Here is a 13,157-nt window from a genome sequence, read left to right on the forward strand (position 1 = left end):
GCGACCCGGCCTCGGCCCGGCCCGGCGCGGCCGGCGGGTCGGCGGCACGTACCCGGAGGACCCGGTGACCGTCGGCGCGCAGCCGCGCCACGATGCCGGCGACCCGCGCGGCCGGGACCGCCAACTCGACCACCGCCGTCGCCTCCGCCCTGGACGGGGCGTCCTCGGTGACCGCGCCGTCGGCGACCGTCCAGTGCCGCGCGCCGGGCAGCCGGACCGTCTCGCCGCGGTGGTCGCTGACCAGCACCGCTCCCCCGTCCGCCAGTACCTCGTCGATCAGCTCGGGGACCAGTTCCCGGGCCGCGGCGTCCAGCCCCTCCCAGGGCTCGTCCAGGACCAGCAGGCCGGGCGGACGGAGCATCGCCTGGGCCAGGCCGACCTTCTGGGCGGTGCCCTTCGACAGCTGGGGCAGCCGGGCCCCGCGGAACGGCGCCAAGCCGAGCCGCTCCACCCAATCCGCCACCGCCCGGTCGGCGACCGAGCCCGCGAGCCCGGCCACCCGGCCCATCGCGGCGAGGTAGTGCGCCACGGTGAACGGCTGGTCGGCCGGGAACCGCTCCGGGACCCAGCCGACGGCGGCGGGCCGGTCGACCACCCGGCCGCGGGTCGGCCGGAGCACCCCGGCGGCGAGCTGGAGCAGCGTGGACTTGCCCACCCCGTTGCGGCCGAGGACGACCGCGACCTCACCCGGGCCGATCCGCACGTCCATTTCCCGGAGCACCCACGGCCGCGCCGCTGGTACCGCACCCAGACGTCCTCCAGCCGCATGCCGCGAGCCTCCCACAGCGGACAGACGAAGGGGGCCCCGCCACGAGTCGTGGCGGGGCCCCTCACTCCAGGCGTGCTCAGGCCTCGGCCGAGCCCTCCTGCAGGTTCTTCACCAGCTTCGGGTCGACCGGAACGCCCGGGCCCATGGTGGTGGTGAGGGTGACCTTCTTGAGGTACGTGCCCTTGGCCGCGGACGGCTTGGCCCGGAGCACCTCGTCGAGGACGGCGGCGTAGTTGTCGACCAGCTGGTTCTCGGAGAACGACGCCTTGCCGATGATCAGGTGCAGGTTGGAGTGCTTGTCCACCCGGAAGGTGATCTTACCGCCCTTGATGTCCTGGACGGCCTTGGTGACGTCCATGGTCACCGTGCCCGTCTTCGGGTTCGGCATCAGGCCGCGCGGGCCCAGGATCCGCGCGATCCGGCCGATCTTGGCCATCTGGTCCGGGGTGGCGATCGCCGCGTCGAAGTCCAGCCAACCGCCCTGGATACGGGCGACCAGCTCGTCCGTGCCCACCTCGTCCGCACCCGCCGCGGCAGCCTCCTCGGCCTTCGCGCCGGCGGCGAAGACGATCACGCGGGCGGTCTTACCGGTGCCGTGCGGCAGGTTGACCGTGCCGCGGACCATCTGGTCCGCCTTGCGGGGGTCGACGCCGAGGCGCATCGCGACCTCGACCGTGGCGTCGAACTTGACGTTGGTGGTGTCCTTGGCCAGCTTGACGGCCTCGGCGGGGGTGTAGAGCTTCGACCGGTCGATGACGTCGGCGGCCTTGCGGTAGCTCTTGCTGCGCTGCATTTCTGGTTACTCCTGTGGTCTATGGCGGGCCCGCGGTCGACGCGCGCCCTCCCACGAACTGATCCGGTGAGTGGTGTCCGACGTCAGTCGGCGACGGTCAGACCCATCGACCGGGCGGTGCCGGCGATGATCTTCTCAGCCTGGTCGATGTCGTTGGCGTTGAGGTCGGCCATCTTCTTCTCAGCGATCTCACGCAGCTGGGCGCGGGTCACGGAGCCGACCTTCTGCGTGTGCGGGACGCCCGAGCCCTTCTGCACACCGGCGGCCTTGATCAGCAGCCGGGCCGCGGGCGGGGTCTTCAGGACGAAGGTGAAGGTCCGGTCCTCGTACACGCTGATCTCGGCGGGGACGATGTCGCCCCGCTGGGACTCGGTCTGCGCGTTGTAGGACTTGCAGAACTCCATGATGTTCACGCCGTGCTGGCCGAGCGCGGGGCCGACCGGCGGCGCCGGCGTGGCCTGGCCCGCCGGCAGCTGAAGCGTGAACGTCTTGACGAGCTTCTTCTTCGGAGGCATGTCTCTTCCTGGGGCTTGGAACTGGGAAAGATGCCGGCAGCGGGCGCGCACGGTCAGCGCGATGCGACAGCCGACGTTCTAGGGTAGCGCAGACCTGCGCCGCCCCCGTCGCCGAGGTCCGGCGGACGGGCGAAACGACGCACCGGCGGCGGGACGGAAGCCCACCGCCGGTGCGACCGTACGTCAGATCTTGGCGACCTGGTTGAAGTTCAGCTCGACCGGCGTCTCCCGGCCGAAGATCGACACCAGCACCTTGAGCTTCTGCTGGTCGGCGTTGATCTCACTGATCGTGGCCGGCAGCGAGGCGAAGGCGCCGTCGGTGACGGTGACCGAGTCGCCGACCTCGAAGTCGAGGACCCGGACCTCGGGCTTGGCCTTCTTCTGCTCGGTCTCGATCGCCGGGGCCAGCCACTTCAGCACCTCGTCGAGGCTCAGCGGCGCCGGCCGGTCGGCCCGGTCGGTGGCCCCCACGAAGCCGGTGACCCCCGGGGTGTTCCGGACGCAGGAGTACGACTCGGCGGTCAGCTCCATGCGGACCAGGATGTAGCCCGGGAAGACCTTCGCCTGGACCTGGGACCGCTTGCCGTTCTTGACCTCGACCTCTTCCCGGGTCGGCACCTCGACCTGGTAGATGAAGTCCTCCATGTCGAGGGAGGTGATCCGGGTCTCGAGGTTGGTCTTGACCTTGTTCTCGTAGCCGGCGTAGGAGTGCACCACGTACCAGTCGCCGGGCGCGTAGCGCAGCTTCTGGCGCAGCTCGGCGACCGGGTCGTACTCCTCGTCCGCGGGCTCGGTGGTCGGGAATTCCGGCTCGCTGGCGGCCTCGACCGACTCATCGTTGGCCGCCGTCGCCACCGTGGACTGCTCGTCCGTGGTCTCGGCGGTCTCGTCGTACTCAGGCACGCTCGCTCACTTCCGTCACTATCGGCACAGTCAGCCGGTCAGCTGGGGTTGCCGAAGACCCACAGCACGCCCTTCGCAAACCCGAAGTCGAGCAGGCCCACGATCGTCAGCATCACCGCGACGAAGGTGACCACCACGGCGGTGTAGGTCAGCAGCTCCTTGCGCGTCGGCCAGATGACCTTACGCAGCTCGGCCACGACCTCGCGGAAGAACCGCGCGATGCGGGCGAAGAGGCCCACCCGGTCGGTGTCCTTGCGGGTCTTCCGACCGTCGGCCGACTCGGCCCGGGCCCGCGCGCGGGTCGCGGTGCCACCCCGGGATACCGGCTCGTCCGCGTCGGTGGCGTCGTCGTCGGCCACGTCGTCGACGACCGCATCTTCGCGCAGACGCTCGTCGCCGGCGTCCTCGCCGCGCCGCTTGCTCTCGGCCACTTCGCCCTCCGTGCGGGGTATCGGGTCGCACGCCGATGGGCGTGCGCGGCGTTTGGTCACGCCGGCCGGACCAAACCGTCCCGCGACGGGCCGCGGCCGGCGGACCGACCGGGAGGGCCCGATTGCCTCGGAACCACCCCGCCAGTGCCACCACCACGGGCCGGACGCCGCCGTTCGGCGGCGCGACCCACGGGAACGGTCAGGCCTGAGGCGCAGGGGTGACAGGACTTGAACCTGCAGCCTGCGGTTTTGGAGACCGCTGCTCTGCCAATTGAGCTACACCCCTGTGCGGCAACTCTCACCCCACCAAGCCATGCACGGCCGGGCAGGGGTCACTTGCCCCACGGCGGACCAGTGTACGGGTAGTCGTACGACTTTCCCAACCGGTCTGCCACCTGCGCGTCGGAGCGCCCTCAGCGGGGCGTCCGGATGGTCGCCCGGGCCTGCGAGAGCACCTTCTCCCCCAGGCAGGTCGCGGTCACGTCGAGCCTGGTCAGGCCGTCCTCGGTGACCTCCTTGACCACCGCGGCGACCTCGATCTCGGTGCCCTGGTCGTCGTCCGGGACCACCACCGGGCGGGTGAACCGGACGCCGAAGTCGACCACCGCGTCCGGTACGCCGGCCCACGCGGTGACCGCCCGGCCGACCAGCGCCATGGTGAACATGCCGTGGGCGATCACGCCCGGCAGGCCGACCTTGGTGGCGAACCGGTCGCTCCAGTGGATGGGGTTGAAGTCGCCGGAGGCGCCCGCGTAGCGGACCAGGTCCGCGCGGGTCACCCGGAAGGTCTGGGTGGGCAGCTCCATCTCAGGCCTCCCCGCGTACGACGATCTTGGACCAGACGGCGACCACCGGCTCGCCGGCGGCGTTGCGCACGTCCGTGCGGGTGGTCAGGAAGCCGTGCCCGCCCCGGTTGCTGATCTCCTCGATGGTGTTCACGCAGACCAGCTCGTCACCGGCCACCACCGGACGGGTGTACGCGAACCGCTGGTCGCCGTGGACCACCCGGCTGTAGTCCACGCCGAGGGCCGGATCCTCGATGATCTGCCGGCTGGCGGCCATCGTGACCACCACGGGGAAGGTCGGCGGCGCGACCACGTCGGGGTGCCCGAGCGCGCGGGCCGCCTCCGGGTCGTGGTGGGCCGGGTCGGTGGCACCGATGGCCGCGGCGAACTCGCGGATCTTTTCTCGGCCCACCTGATAGGGGGCGGTCGGCGGATAGGTCCGGCCGACGAACGACGGGTCCAGGGACATGCCGCGAACCTACACGGAAAACACGAACGCCGATCCGTACGGGGCGGCGGCTCGGGGCCGTCGTCCCTGCGGATCGGCGTTCGGGACTGCTGTGGGACCGGGCCGGCCGAGCCGGCCGCGGGTCAGCGGGTCTCGCGGTGGATGGTGTGCCTGCCGTCCCGGGGGCAGAACTTCTTCAGCTCGATGCGGTCCGGGTCGTTACGGCGGTTCTTGCGCGTGATGTAGTTGCGCTCCTTGCACTCCACACACGCCAAAGTGATCTTCGGCCGGACATCGGTCGCCTTCGCCACGGCGGAGTGCCTTCCTCGCTAACGGATAACAACTACGGCGCATCAGCCTACGCACTGATGGCGCGGACATGCAAAGTGGGCGCCTGTGGCGCCCATCCCATCGACCGCCGGGGAGCCCGGAGGACGGAGAGTAGCGGTGGCCGGACTTGAACCGGCGACACAGCGATTATGAGCCGCTTGCTCTGCCATCTGAGCTACACCGCCGTGGCGGGTCCAGCCGGACCCTGTGAGCCCCCTTACGGAATCGAACCGTAGACCTTCTCCTTACCATGGAGACGCTCTGCCGACTGAGCTAAGGGGGCCTACCCGATCACCCCGGAGGGCGTCGCGCAGGAGAAACAGTACACGACCCCGCCGCCCGAGGTGAAATCGGATCCCCCCATACCGGGGGTGATCTCCGTCGTCCCAGCTCAGAGCAGGGTCGCCGAGCGGTCCGGGACCACCCGCAGCCGGGGTGCCTCGGCGGCGGCCTCCGGCTCCACCTGCGCGCCGAACCACGCCTCCAACCGCTCGTACGGCAGCGGCCGGCTGAACAGGAAGCCCTGGCCGATCTCGCAGCCGATGTCCTGGAGCAGTTCGAGGGTGAGTTCGCTCTCCACGCCCTCGGCGACCACGGCCAGGCCGAACTGCTGGGACAGCGTCACCACCGCGTTGACAATCGCCAGGTCGCCCGGGTCGGTCGCCATGCCCTGCACGAACGAGCGGTCCACCTTCACCTCGTGCACCGGCAGCCGGCGCAGGTAGGCCAGGGACGAGGAGCCCGTCCCGAAGTCGTCCACCGACAGCCGCACGCCGAGGTCCCGCAGCCGGCGCAGGGTCGGTATCGGCCGGTCGGTGCCGTCCAGCACCCCGGCCTCGCGGATCTCGAAGGTGAGCCGCTGCGGGGGCACGCCGTACTCGTCGAGCAGCTCGCGGACCTGGTCCGGGAAGTGCGGGTCGGTGAGCGTACGCGCGGAGAGGTTGACCGCGACGGCGAGCGGCTGCTCGGCGTGGGTCCAGTCCCGGCTGCGCCGCAGCCCCTCCCGGAGCACCAACTCGGTGAGCCGGCCGAGCTGGCCGGTGTGCTCGGCCACCGCGACGAAGTCCTCCGGGGCGACCGTGCCGTGCGTCGGATGCTCCCAGCGGGCCAGGCACTCGACCCCGATCAGCCGCCGGTCCCGCAACGTCACCTTGGGCTGGAAGTAGACCTCCAGCTCACCCTCGTCGAGGGCGCGCCGCAGGTCGCCGGCGAGGCCGAGGCGGCGCAGCGACCGGGACTCCAGCGCCAGGTTGAACAGCTGCACGCTGCCGGGCACCGCCTTGGCCGCCGTCGCGGCCAGGTCGACCCGTTGCAGCAGGGTGGCGGCGTCGCTGCCGTGATCCGGGTGTAGGGCCACCCCGACGGCGGTGTCCACGTCGAGGGTGAGCGAGTCGAAGACCATCTCGTCGCGGATCTGCTCGCGCAGCTCGGCCGCCAGCTCCAGGGCCGCCTCGGCGTTCTCCAGCCGCAGGGTCACCAGGAACTCGTCGCCGCCCGCCCGGCCCACCAGGGCGGACGACGGGGCGCAGGCGCGGAGGCGATCGGCCACCTCGACAAGGACCTTGTCGCCCGCGGCGTGCCCCAGCGACTCGTTGACCTGGCGCAACCCGTCCACGTCGAAGAGCAGCACCGCGACCACCTCGCCGGGCGCCCGGATCTTCACCGCCTCGTCCAGCGCGCCGGTGATCCGCCGCCGGTTGGGCAGCTTGGTCAGCGCGTCGTGGTACGCGTCGTGGCGCAGCCGGTCGACCAGCCGGGAATTCTCCAAGGCGACCGCCGCGTGCGCGGCGACCGTTTCGAAGATGGGGATGTCCACCGGTGTGAAGTGGTTGGTGTCGCCCAACCGGTTCACCACCTCCAGCGTGCCGATCACCACCTGGCCGGATCGGAGCGGAAGGATGATGAAGTCCTTGATCCGCTCGCCCGGCAGCAGTTCGCGGGTCGCCGGGTCGCCGGGCAGGCGGACCCCGGAGGCAACCATCCGGGACTCCCCAAGCACGCGTTCCCGCAGCCGCGCGGGGGTCACGGCGAAGTCGAGGAGACCCCGGTTGTCCTCCCGGGCGGTGAGCAGCACCTCGGGATAGCGGCCCTGGCCGGGCAGCCAGAGCGTGGCGTACTCCGCCTGCATCAGGGCCCTGACCCGGCCGAGCAGGGCATCGATGAGCGTGCCGTCCTGCCCGCTCTCCGACATCGCCCGCGTGAGCTGGTACATGTCCGTGAGGGTGCGGTGCTGCCGGAGGAACTGCGTGTAGGAGCGGTAGACCAGGACGAGTCCTGCGGCGAACGCCATGAAGAGCAGGAAGCCCCAGGTGGTGGTGACCAGCGTGATGAGGATCAGCAGTCCGATCGCCACGTTGATCACCGCCGCCAAGAGAGCCGGCGGTGAGGTACGGGCCAGTTCCCAGCCGGCCTGCCAACCCTGCACGACCCCGATGACCGCCACCACCGCCGCGAGCGTGACGAGGGTGTGGGCACTCGTCGCGACGAAGAGGATCCCCCAGGTACCCGGCCCGACCCCCCGCATACCGGGCAGGGCCATGAGGACGAGGCAGGCGGTCGACGTGGCCGCCGCGGCACGGATGAGGTTGAACCAGAACTTGACGGGAGCGAGATTCCGCCGGATCTGCACCACCAGCGTGGCCAGCGTGTACGCCAGAACCACGGACAACGGAGGCAGCAGATACAGCGCCACCACGAGCGGAATTTCGGTCAACATCACGCCCAGCGCCTGGCGCCGGACCACAATGTTGATCGTCGGCATGGCCGCGGCGACCATGACCAGGAACATCGCCGACGTGGCCAACCAGTCCCCGACCGCCGGCTGCACGAGCAGCCCGAGCAGGGTGGCGCAGCACGTGGCGTACAGGGCGAGCGGCCCCGCGACCAGCCAGGCATTCTCGGTCGACCGACGCGGGCGAGGTTGGCGATCGGGCACTTCGCCCCCTCCGGACTCAGCGTCAGATCACGCCGGATGGACGATCCGGCCGGATGGCACACCTACGGCAGGAGCACCCGCACGACGGGCATCTGCCAGTCGAAGTCGGCTGTCTGGGCCCCGGTGGTGATCAGTGAAGCAGGGAGCGCGACCAGTGCGGCAAGCGTGAGTAGCGTGCCGAGCAGCCGGCCCAACCTTCGAGCAGACATTGTGCGCTCCTGTCACGTGCGGGTCAGAAATGATGGAGGTTCCACGATGGTGCCACACCCGCAGCACGCGTAAAAGCGGAGAGACCCTCGGTCGAGCAGGGTAGCGGGCGAAATCGTCCGTTCGACGGCGGCCGCCGACCCTGCGGCCCTCCTCAGGCTCACCGGGCGTCCGGCGCGCGCTACAGAAGGAGCACAACCCGACCTCACGCCGGAAAGGGATGGATCAGCCCAGGGCCTGGGTGTCGTGGGATTCGTAGGCCCCCGTCGCCCATCGGACCTCTCGCACACTACATCGACATCGGCGAGCGTGGGTCCCCCCGGAACACCGGCTCGTCGGACGAGTACCCGCCGTCCAAGCCCGGCAGACGGGCTGGCCGATGCTCGACAAGGACACGTTGACGCGGCCTGTTGTAGAGGCCAGCCTCAATCAGCCGAACCGAAGCGATGTTCGCCAACGAAGCCCGCGCAACCGGCGACACCAGCGACCGACTCCGGGCATGGGACGAGACGCCACCGCTACCCGGCGCAGACCTGTCCATCAACACCCCAGAGATCGCACCCGCGGAAGCGGCTCGACAGATCCGAGAGCGGCTAGTACCACAGCCCTAGATCTCGCCGGTGACCTGCGTGACGCTGGACGCAGGGCAGCCAGCCAGTTTGCACGCGCCCGGTGATCTATCGTGAGCGGGGAGTGCCGGTGCGGCGTCCCGGCCTGGTGGCGTAAGCAGGGCACCGTGCTGCGCGCTTCAAGATCGGTCGGCATGTGCTGTTCGAGGAATCGGACATACGGGCCTGGATCAAGACACACGGCACACCTGCCGGGCCCTGCTGCCGGGCGTCGCAAGGACGCTGACCGCGGGACGGGGTGGTGACCGATGCACCGGGCGAGGCGGTGGACAAGTACGAAGCTGGGTGCCGTCGCAGCGATGAGTCTGCCGGCGCCCACAGGTCTACCCCCGACCGAGACAACCAAATCACCGGGAGTAAGGCATGGGCCTCATCCACATCGAGCTGTTCGCAACCCTCGACCTCGTCGGGCAGTCGCCCGGCGGCCCCGACGAGGACCCGGTGGGGTTCGCGTTCGGCGGCTGGCAGGCGCCCCTGCTGGACGAGGTCGCCGGGGCGCAGGTCGGTGCCGCGTACGAGGGCACGGACGCCCTCCTGCTCGGCCGGCGGACGTATGACATCTTCGCCGCCTACTGGCCGTACCAGGAGGGCGGCGAGGACAACGAGATCGCCACGCTCTTCAACAGCGTCCCGAAGTACGTGGCCTCCCGCGGCAGGCCCGACCTCTCGTGGGCCGGGTCCACGCAGCTCGGCCCGGATCTGGTCGGCGCGGTGCGCGAGATCCGTGACCGGCACGAGCACGTGAAGGTCGTCGGGAGCCTGAACCTGGTGCAGACCCTCCTGCGCGAGAAGCTCTTCGACCGTCTCGACCTCTGGGTGCACCCGATCGTGCTCGGCGTCGGGAAGAAGGTGTTCGACGGTGGCGCGGTGCCCACGAACGTCACACTCCTCGAACCGCCGGTAGCCAATCCGAAGGGCACCGTGTACCTGCGCTACGGGCTCGCCGATGGCACGCCCGGGACGGGGGACATGAGCGCACCCGATCGCGGTGCCGGACGCGACGACTGAAGCCGCCCCGCGCCAGGTGGGTCCGTGTCGTCGGCGGTGAATCCGCCAGGTCGGCATTCCGTCACGGCGTCGGCGAGGTGCCGACGCCGTGACGAAGTGCCTCGCCAGAGGGTCGCCGCCGTCACGCAATGGTCTGGCAGGCCCCGTCGCCCTAGCTAGCTAGTGAGTCTGTCGTCGGTTGGACTCCTGCCGGACGGCCTCCGTGTCCCGCCAGGTGCCGGCGGAGGTCTTCATCATCCGATCGACCATCGAGCGGGCGGAGGCTTCGTCCGGGAAGTCGTACGAGACCTCTTGTCCTCCGTCACCTCCGAGGCGGCCACGGACTCGCCAGAGCCGGCCGTCGGAGACCAGCCAGATGTCGCGCCGGCCCATGCGGCCCCATGCCCCGTTCCAGTAGCGACCACGTACCTCCACCACCAGAACCCTCGTCGAACACACGTTCGACGCCGGCTGCCGGCCTGCCTAGTCCCACCACATGCTTGTCGAGTCCGTCCCAGGTGATGCTTGACGCCTCGCCTAGTGGTTGTCGTCCGGCTACTTCCCGCCGTCTCGACCGGGCAACTCGGCGAGAGCCGTTGGTACTCCTCGTGGGCGCCCAGCTCCACCCCGCTGAGTCGAGCGGCGGTTGGTCATGCAACCTTTTCGGGTCACAGCCGGTACTACCTCGTGACCGACTGGGCGGAAGGGCGAGCACGTGATCACACCGGAGGGCTTCGACGACTTCGTCGTGACCCGGTCACCGCGGTTGTTGCGCACCGCGTTCCTGCTCACCCGCGATTGGGCGTTGGCCGAGGACCTGCTGCAGACCGCGCTGGCGCGGGCGTGGGAGGCGTGGCGGCGCATTGACGGTGACCCGGAGCCGTACGTGCGTCGGATCATCGTCAACGCGTACGCCTCGTCGTGGCGGCGCAGGTGGTGGGGTGAGCTACCCACGGCCGACTTGCCCGAGGCGGCTGCCGAGGCTGACCCGCACGCCGGCCTCGATGACCGGGACCGCCTCTGGCGGGCGTTGGGCCGCCTGCCCGGCCGGCAGCGCGCCGTGCTCGTGCTGCGCTACTTCGAGGACCTCTCGGAGGTCGAGATCTCCGAGGTCCTGGGCTGCTCGGTCGGCACTGTCAAGGATCGTTAGATGCTAGGGTCGATGGTGCCAACCACGAACGTCGATCTAGGGGGACGGTTCTGATGGTACGGCGTAAGGCCCGGTCGGGGCATCGGGGCCGATTCGACAGTAAGGACGCGTTGCTCGCCGGTGGCGTCGAGGTGCGGGCGTTGCGGTATCAGCGCGCGAGTCAGGACAAAAAGGAGCAGGGCAAGAGCGTCCACGACCAGGGAGTGCTCAACCTCGCGGAGATCACGAAACGGTCCTGGACCGACGCCGGGTCGTTCACCGACAACCACCGCTCGGCCAGCCGCCGTGCCACGAAGGAGCGCGAGCAGTTCGAGTTGTTGATCGAGCAGATCCGCGCGGGCAAGGGCGACGTGTTGGTGGTCTGGGAGATCTCCCGCAAGGAACGCGACCTCGCAGTCTTCGTGAAGATCCGCGACATGTGCCACGAGGTCGGTCTCAACTTCTGGCTGGTCGGCGGCGTGTTGTATGACCTGCGGGACAAGAACGACCGGATGATGCTCGGCTTCCAGGCGGTGCAGGCCGAGTGGATGGCCGACTCGATCCGTGACAACGTGCTGCGCGGCATCGTCGGCGCCGCCGAGGCCGGGCGTCCGCACGGGAAGGTCACCTACGGGTATCGGCGCATCTACGACCAGCGCACCAGAGCGTTGCTGCGTCAGGAGCCCGACACGGAGATCCGCACGGCGGTGTCGGCGGACGGGACGGTGACGGAGTACTCGCGGGCGCAGGTGGTGCGGGACAACTTCCGCAAGATCTCCGAAGGCACGCCGCTGACCGCAATCGAGGCCGAACTCAACCGGCTCGGCATCCCCGCCTCCGAGGGCGGGATCTGGCGGCGTGGAATCCTGCGCAAGCAGGTGATGAACCCGGCCTACATCGGCAAGCGGGTCTTGCGCGGGGAGATCGTCGGCGACGGCATCTGGCCTGCCCTCGTCGAGGAAGAGACGTACTGGTCGGTGGTACGGATGCTGGGCGACCCGTCGCGGACCACGACTCGGCCCGCCCGCGCCGTGCACCTGCTGTCGTACCTGGTGCGCTGCGGAGTCTGCGACGGGCCGCTGTCATCGCAGAAGGTGAACCGGCACGGCTGGACCGGGCAGGTGTACTCCTGCCTGCACAAGCGCTGCGCGGCGGTGAAGGCCGAATTCCTGGACGAGTACGTGCAGCGCACGGTGGTGGCGTGGCTGTCACGTCCCGACGTACACGACATCCTCACCGCCGCCAGCGCCACCGACGAGGAAGTCGCCCACGCCCGCGCCGAAGCCCAACGGCTGCGCGGCGAATTGGAGGACTGGCGCAAGCTCGGCGAGGAGGGCGAGGTCACCGCGATCGCCTACGCCCGCGCCGAGAAAGGCCTGCTGTCGCAGATCGCCGAGCATGAGCAACGCGCCGCCGACGCCGGCATCCCCGCCGTGCTGCGCGGACGCATCGGAGACCAGGCGGTGCAGGCGTGGCAGGAACTCGGCGACGACATCCCGGTCAAGCGGGAGATCATCCGCCTCGTCGCCGACATCAAACTCCTGCGCGCCGGGTTCAAGGGCGAACGCCGCACCTTCGGCCGCCACCGCCTGGCCTGGCGGTGGAAGTTCGGTCCGCAGGACCAAGCGGCCTGATCGTGCACGGCGGCGACGGACTGTTCGTCTCGACGCCGCCGTATGGCATGGCATGCAAGGTGCCACGTGCTCTGCGAGCGGAATTGACGCAGTGGGCCGCAGGAGTTAACGCCAAGAGCCGCGGTTCAACTGATCATGTGATCAGAAGAGGGGTGGCTGGGCTTCAATGATCGGCTGTTTCGCTTCAGCTGCCGGCGGCAGCATGCCGGAGTTCTCAAGCTCTGTCGCCCTGAGGAGCGGTCCATCGAGGATGGCTGTCAGTACGTCATCCTGCTGCGGTTCGAGGAGCACGCATCCATGGAGTACGGCTAGCAAGTTTCGCAAGTCGTCAGTGAAGTCCCACTTGGTGGCGACGATCTCGTTTAGTGGGGACGATTTGCGTACGCGGGGCTTTTTTGAGCGGTAGTCAAACCATTTCTTGACAACCTGTGTGCCGCACACGTCGTAATCCCACACCGCTGCGGGAACGGGACCGAGGGCAATGCCGCGTAGCCTAAGTTGATCATGGAGTTTGGTGGCTGAGCTTGTAGAGCCGGATCGTGGCGGGTCTGTCGTGGCGGACGCGCCTGGTTCGTCGGGTTTCTTGACGCGGTACTGGTTGTGGCGTGCGCGTTTGACGGCGCGGGGGTAGGTGCGTTCCCGGCGGTCGGGGATCAGGAGAG

The 13,157-nt window shown here is 69.5% G+C and carries 15 protein-coding genes and 3 tRNA genes; 3 read left to right on the top strand and 15 right to left on the bottom strand.

Annotated elements, in window-relative coordinates; genetic code table 11:
* The 13 genes from JNW87_RS24550 to JNW87_RS24610 form a co-directional block, all read right to left on the bottom strand.
* Nucleotides 1-709, bottom strand: a 709-nt coding sequence (locus JNW87_RS24550) for an ATP-binding cassette domain-containing protein (RefSeq protein WP_238454467.1), incomplete at its 3' end; no start/stop codon positions are given.
* Between the two features lie 136 nt (nucleotides 710-845).
* Nucleotides 846-1,562 carry a 50S ribosomal protein L1 gene (rplA, locus tag JNW87_RS24555; RefSeq protein WP_109801305.1) on the bottom strand — a complete coding sequence of 239 codons (717 nt, stop codon included), beginning with the start codon at nucleotides 1,560-1,562 and terminating at the stop codon, nucleotides 846-848.
* An 83-nt stretch (nucleotides 1,563-1,645) separates the two neighbouring features.
* Complete coding sequence (gene rplK / locus JNW87_RS24560; protein WP_091570017.1) at nucleotides 1,646-2,077, bottom strand: 50S ribosomal protein L11; 432 nt, start codon at nucleotides 2,075-2,077, stop codon at nucleotides 1,646-1,648.
* 183 nt (nucleotides 2,078-2,260) lie between these two features.
* Complete coding sequence (gene nusG, locus JNW87_RS24565; RefSeq protein WP_109801306.1) at nucleotides 2,261-2,980, bottom strand: transcription termination/antitermination protein NusG; 720 nt, start codon at nucleotides 2,978-2,980, stop codon at nucleotides 2,261-2,263.
* A 38-nt stretch (nucleotides 2,981-3,018) separates the two neighbouring features.
* Entirely contained in the window at nucleotides 3,019-3,411 is a 393-nt protein-coding gene (gene secE, locus JNW87_RS24570) for a preprotein translocase subunit SecE (RefSeq protein ID WP_109801307.1), read from the bottom strand.
* A gap of 213 nt (nucleotides 3,412-3,624) precedes the next feature.
* Nucleotides 3,625-3,697: transfer RNA gene (locus JNW87_RS24575), tRNA-Trp, on the bottom strand.
* 127 nt (nucleotides 3,698-3,824) lie between these two features.
* The gene (locus JNW87_RS24580; RefSeq protein WP_238454468.1) at nucleotides 3,825-4,217 is read right to left on the bottom strand and encodes a MaoC family dehydratase; all 393 of its coding nucleotides are present in this window, start codon (nucleotides 4,215-4,217) and stop codon (nucleotides 3,825-3,827) included.
* A gap of 1 nt (nucleotide 4,218) precedes the next feature.
* Nucleotides 4,219-4,665: a MaoC family dehydratase N-terminal domain-containing protein gene (locus JNW87_RS24585; protein ID WP_109801309.1), complete on the bottom strand. Its 447-nt coding sequence runs from the start codon at nucleotides 4,663-4,665 to the stop codon at nucleotides 4,219-4,221.
* Nucleotides 4,666-4,787: 122 nt separating this feature from the next.
* Entirely contained in the window at nucleotides 4,788-4,955 is a 168-nt protein-coding gene (gene rpmG, locus JNW87_RS24590; RefSeq protein WP_012184342.1) for a 50S ribosomal protein L33, read from the bottom strand.
* Nucleotides 4,956-5,086: 131 nt separating this feature from the next.
* A tRNA-Met gene (locus tag JNW87_RS24595) sits at nucleotides 5,087-5,159 on the bottom strand.
* Between the two features lie 25 nt (nucleotides 5,160-5,184).
* A tRNA-Thr gene (locus JNW87_RS24600) sits at nucleotides 5,185-5,257 on the bottom strand.
* Nucleotides 5,258-5,365: 108 nt separating this feature from the next.
* Nucleotides 5,366-7,909 (bottom strand): bifunctional diguanylate cyclase/phosphodiesterase, encoded by a 2,544-nt coding sequence (locus JNW87_RS24605; RefSeq protein ID WP_109801310.1) that lies wholly within the window; start codon nucleotides 7,907-7,909, stop codon nucleotides 5,366-5,368.
* A gap of 62 nt (nucleotides 7,910-7,971) precedes the next feature.
* A complete protein-coding gene (locus JNW87_RS24610) occupies nucleotides 7,972-8,118 on the bottom strand; it encodes a hypothetical protein (RefSeq protein ID WP_161557794.1) in 147 nt (48 codons plus the stop codon).
* Between the two features lie 990 nt (nucleotides 8,119-9,108).
* Here JNW87_RS24610 and JNW87_RS24615 point away from each other — a divergent pair.
* Complete coding sequence (locus JNW87_RS24615) at nucleotides 9,109-9,753, top strand: dihydrofolate reductase family protein (RefSeq protein ID WP_109801311.1); 645 nt, start codon at nucleotides 9,109-9,111, stop codon at nucleotides 9,751-9,753.
* 159 nt (nucleotides 9,754-9,912) lie between these two features.
* Here the strand turns inward: JNW87_RS24615 and JNW87_RS24620 are convergent, their stop codons facing one another.
* The gene (locus JNW87_RS24620) at nucleotides 9,913-10,170 is read right to left on the bottom strand and encodes a hypothetical protein (protein WP_238454469.1); all 258 of its coding nucleotides are present in this window, start codon (nucleotides 10,168-10,170) and stop codon (nucleotides 9,913-9,915) included.
* A 277-nt stretch (nucleotides 10,171-10,447) separates the two neighbouring features.
* Between JNW87_RS24620 and JNW87_RS24625 the strand changes: the two genes are divergently transcribed.
* The gene (locus tag JNW87_RS24625; protein ID WP_238454470.1) at nucleotides 10,448-10,882 is read left to right on the top strand and encodes a SigE family RNA polymerase sigma factor; all 435 of its coding nucleotides are present in this window, start codon (nucleotides 10,448-10,450) and stop codon (nucleotides 10,880-10,882) included.
* A 110-nt stretch (nucleotides 10,883-10,992) separates the two neighbouring features.
* On the top strand, nucleotides 10,993-12,495 hold the full coding sequence (locus JNW87_RS24630; RefSeq protein WP_238454471.1) for a recombinase family protein: 1,503 nt from the start codon (nucleotides 10,993-10,995) through the stop codon (nucleotides 12,493-12,495).
* Nucleotides 12,496-12,636: 141 nt separating this feature from the next.
* On the opposite strand, the gene JNW87_RS24635 is transcribed toward JNW87_RS24630, so the two are convergent.
* The coding region (locus tag JNW87_RS24635) for a type ISP restriction/modification enzyme (protein WP_238454472.1) at nucleotides 12,637-13,157 on the bottom strand (521 nt) is incomplete at its 5' end.

It is taken from the genome of Micromonospora sp. ATA51 (assembly GCF_016802855.1).
GTDB classification, from domain to species: Bacteria; Actinomycetota; Actinomycetes; order Mycobacteriales; family Micromonosporaceae; genus Micromonospora; species Micromonospora sicca.

Coding starts and splice junctions, on each gene's coding strand:
- rplK (WP_091570017.1), bottom strand. CDS start 2,077: ATGCCTCCGAAGAAGAAGCTCGTCAAGACGTTCACGCTTCAGCTGCCG.
- JNW87_RS24580 (WP_238454468.1), bottom strand. CDS start 4,217: ATGGAGCTGCCCACCCAGACCTTCCGGGTGACCCGCGCGGACCTGGTC.
- JNW87_RS24585 (WP_109801309.1), bottom strand. CDS start 4,665: ATGTCCCTGGACCCGTCGTTCGTCGGCCGGACCTATCCGCCGACCGCC.
- JNW87_RS24615 (WP_109801311.1), top strand. CDS start 9,109: ATGGGCCTCATCCACATCGAGCTGTTCGCAACCCTCGACCTCGTCGGG.
- JNW87_RS24610 (WP_161557794.1), bottom strand. CDS start 8,118: ATGTCTGCTCGAAGGTTGGGCCGGCTGCTCGGCACGCTACTCACGCTT.
- rplA (WP_109801305.1), bottom strand. CDS start 1,562: ATGCAGCGCAGCAAGAGCTACCGCAAGGCCGCCGACGTCATCGACCGG.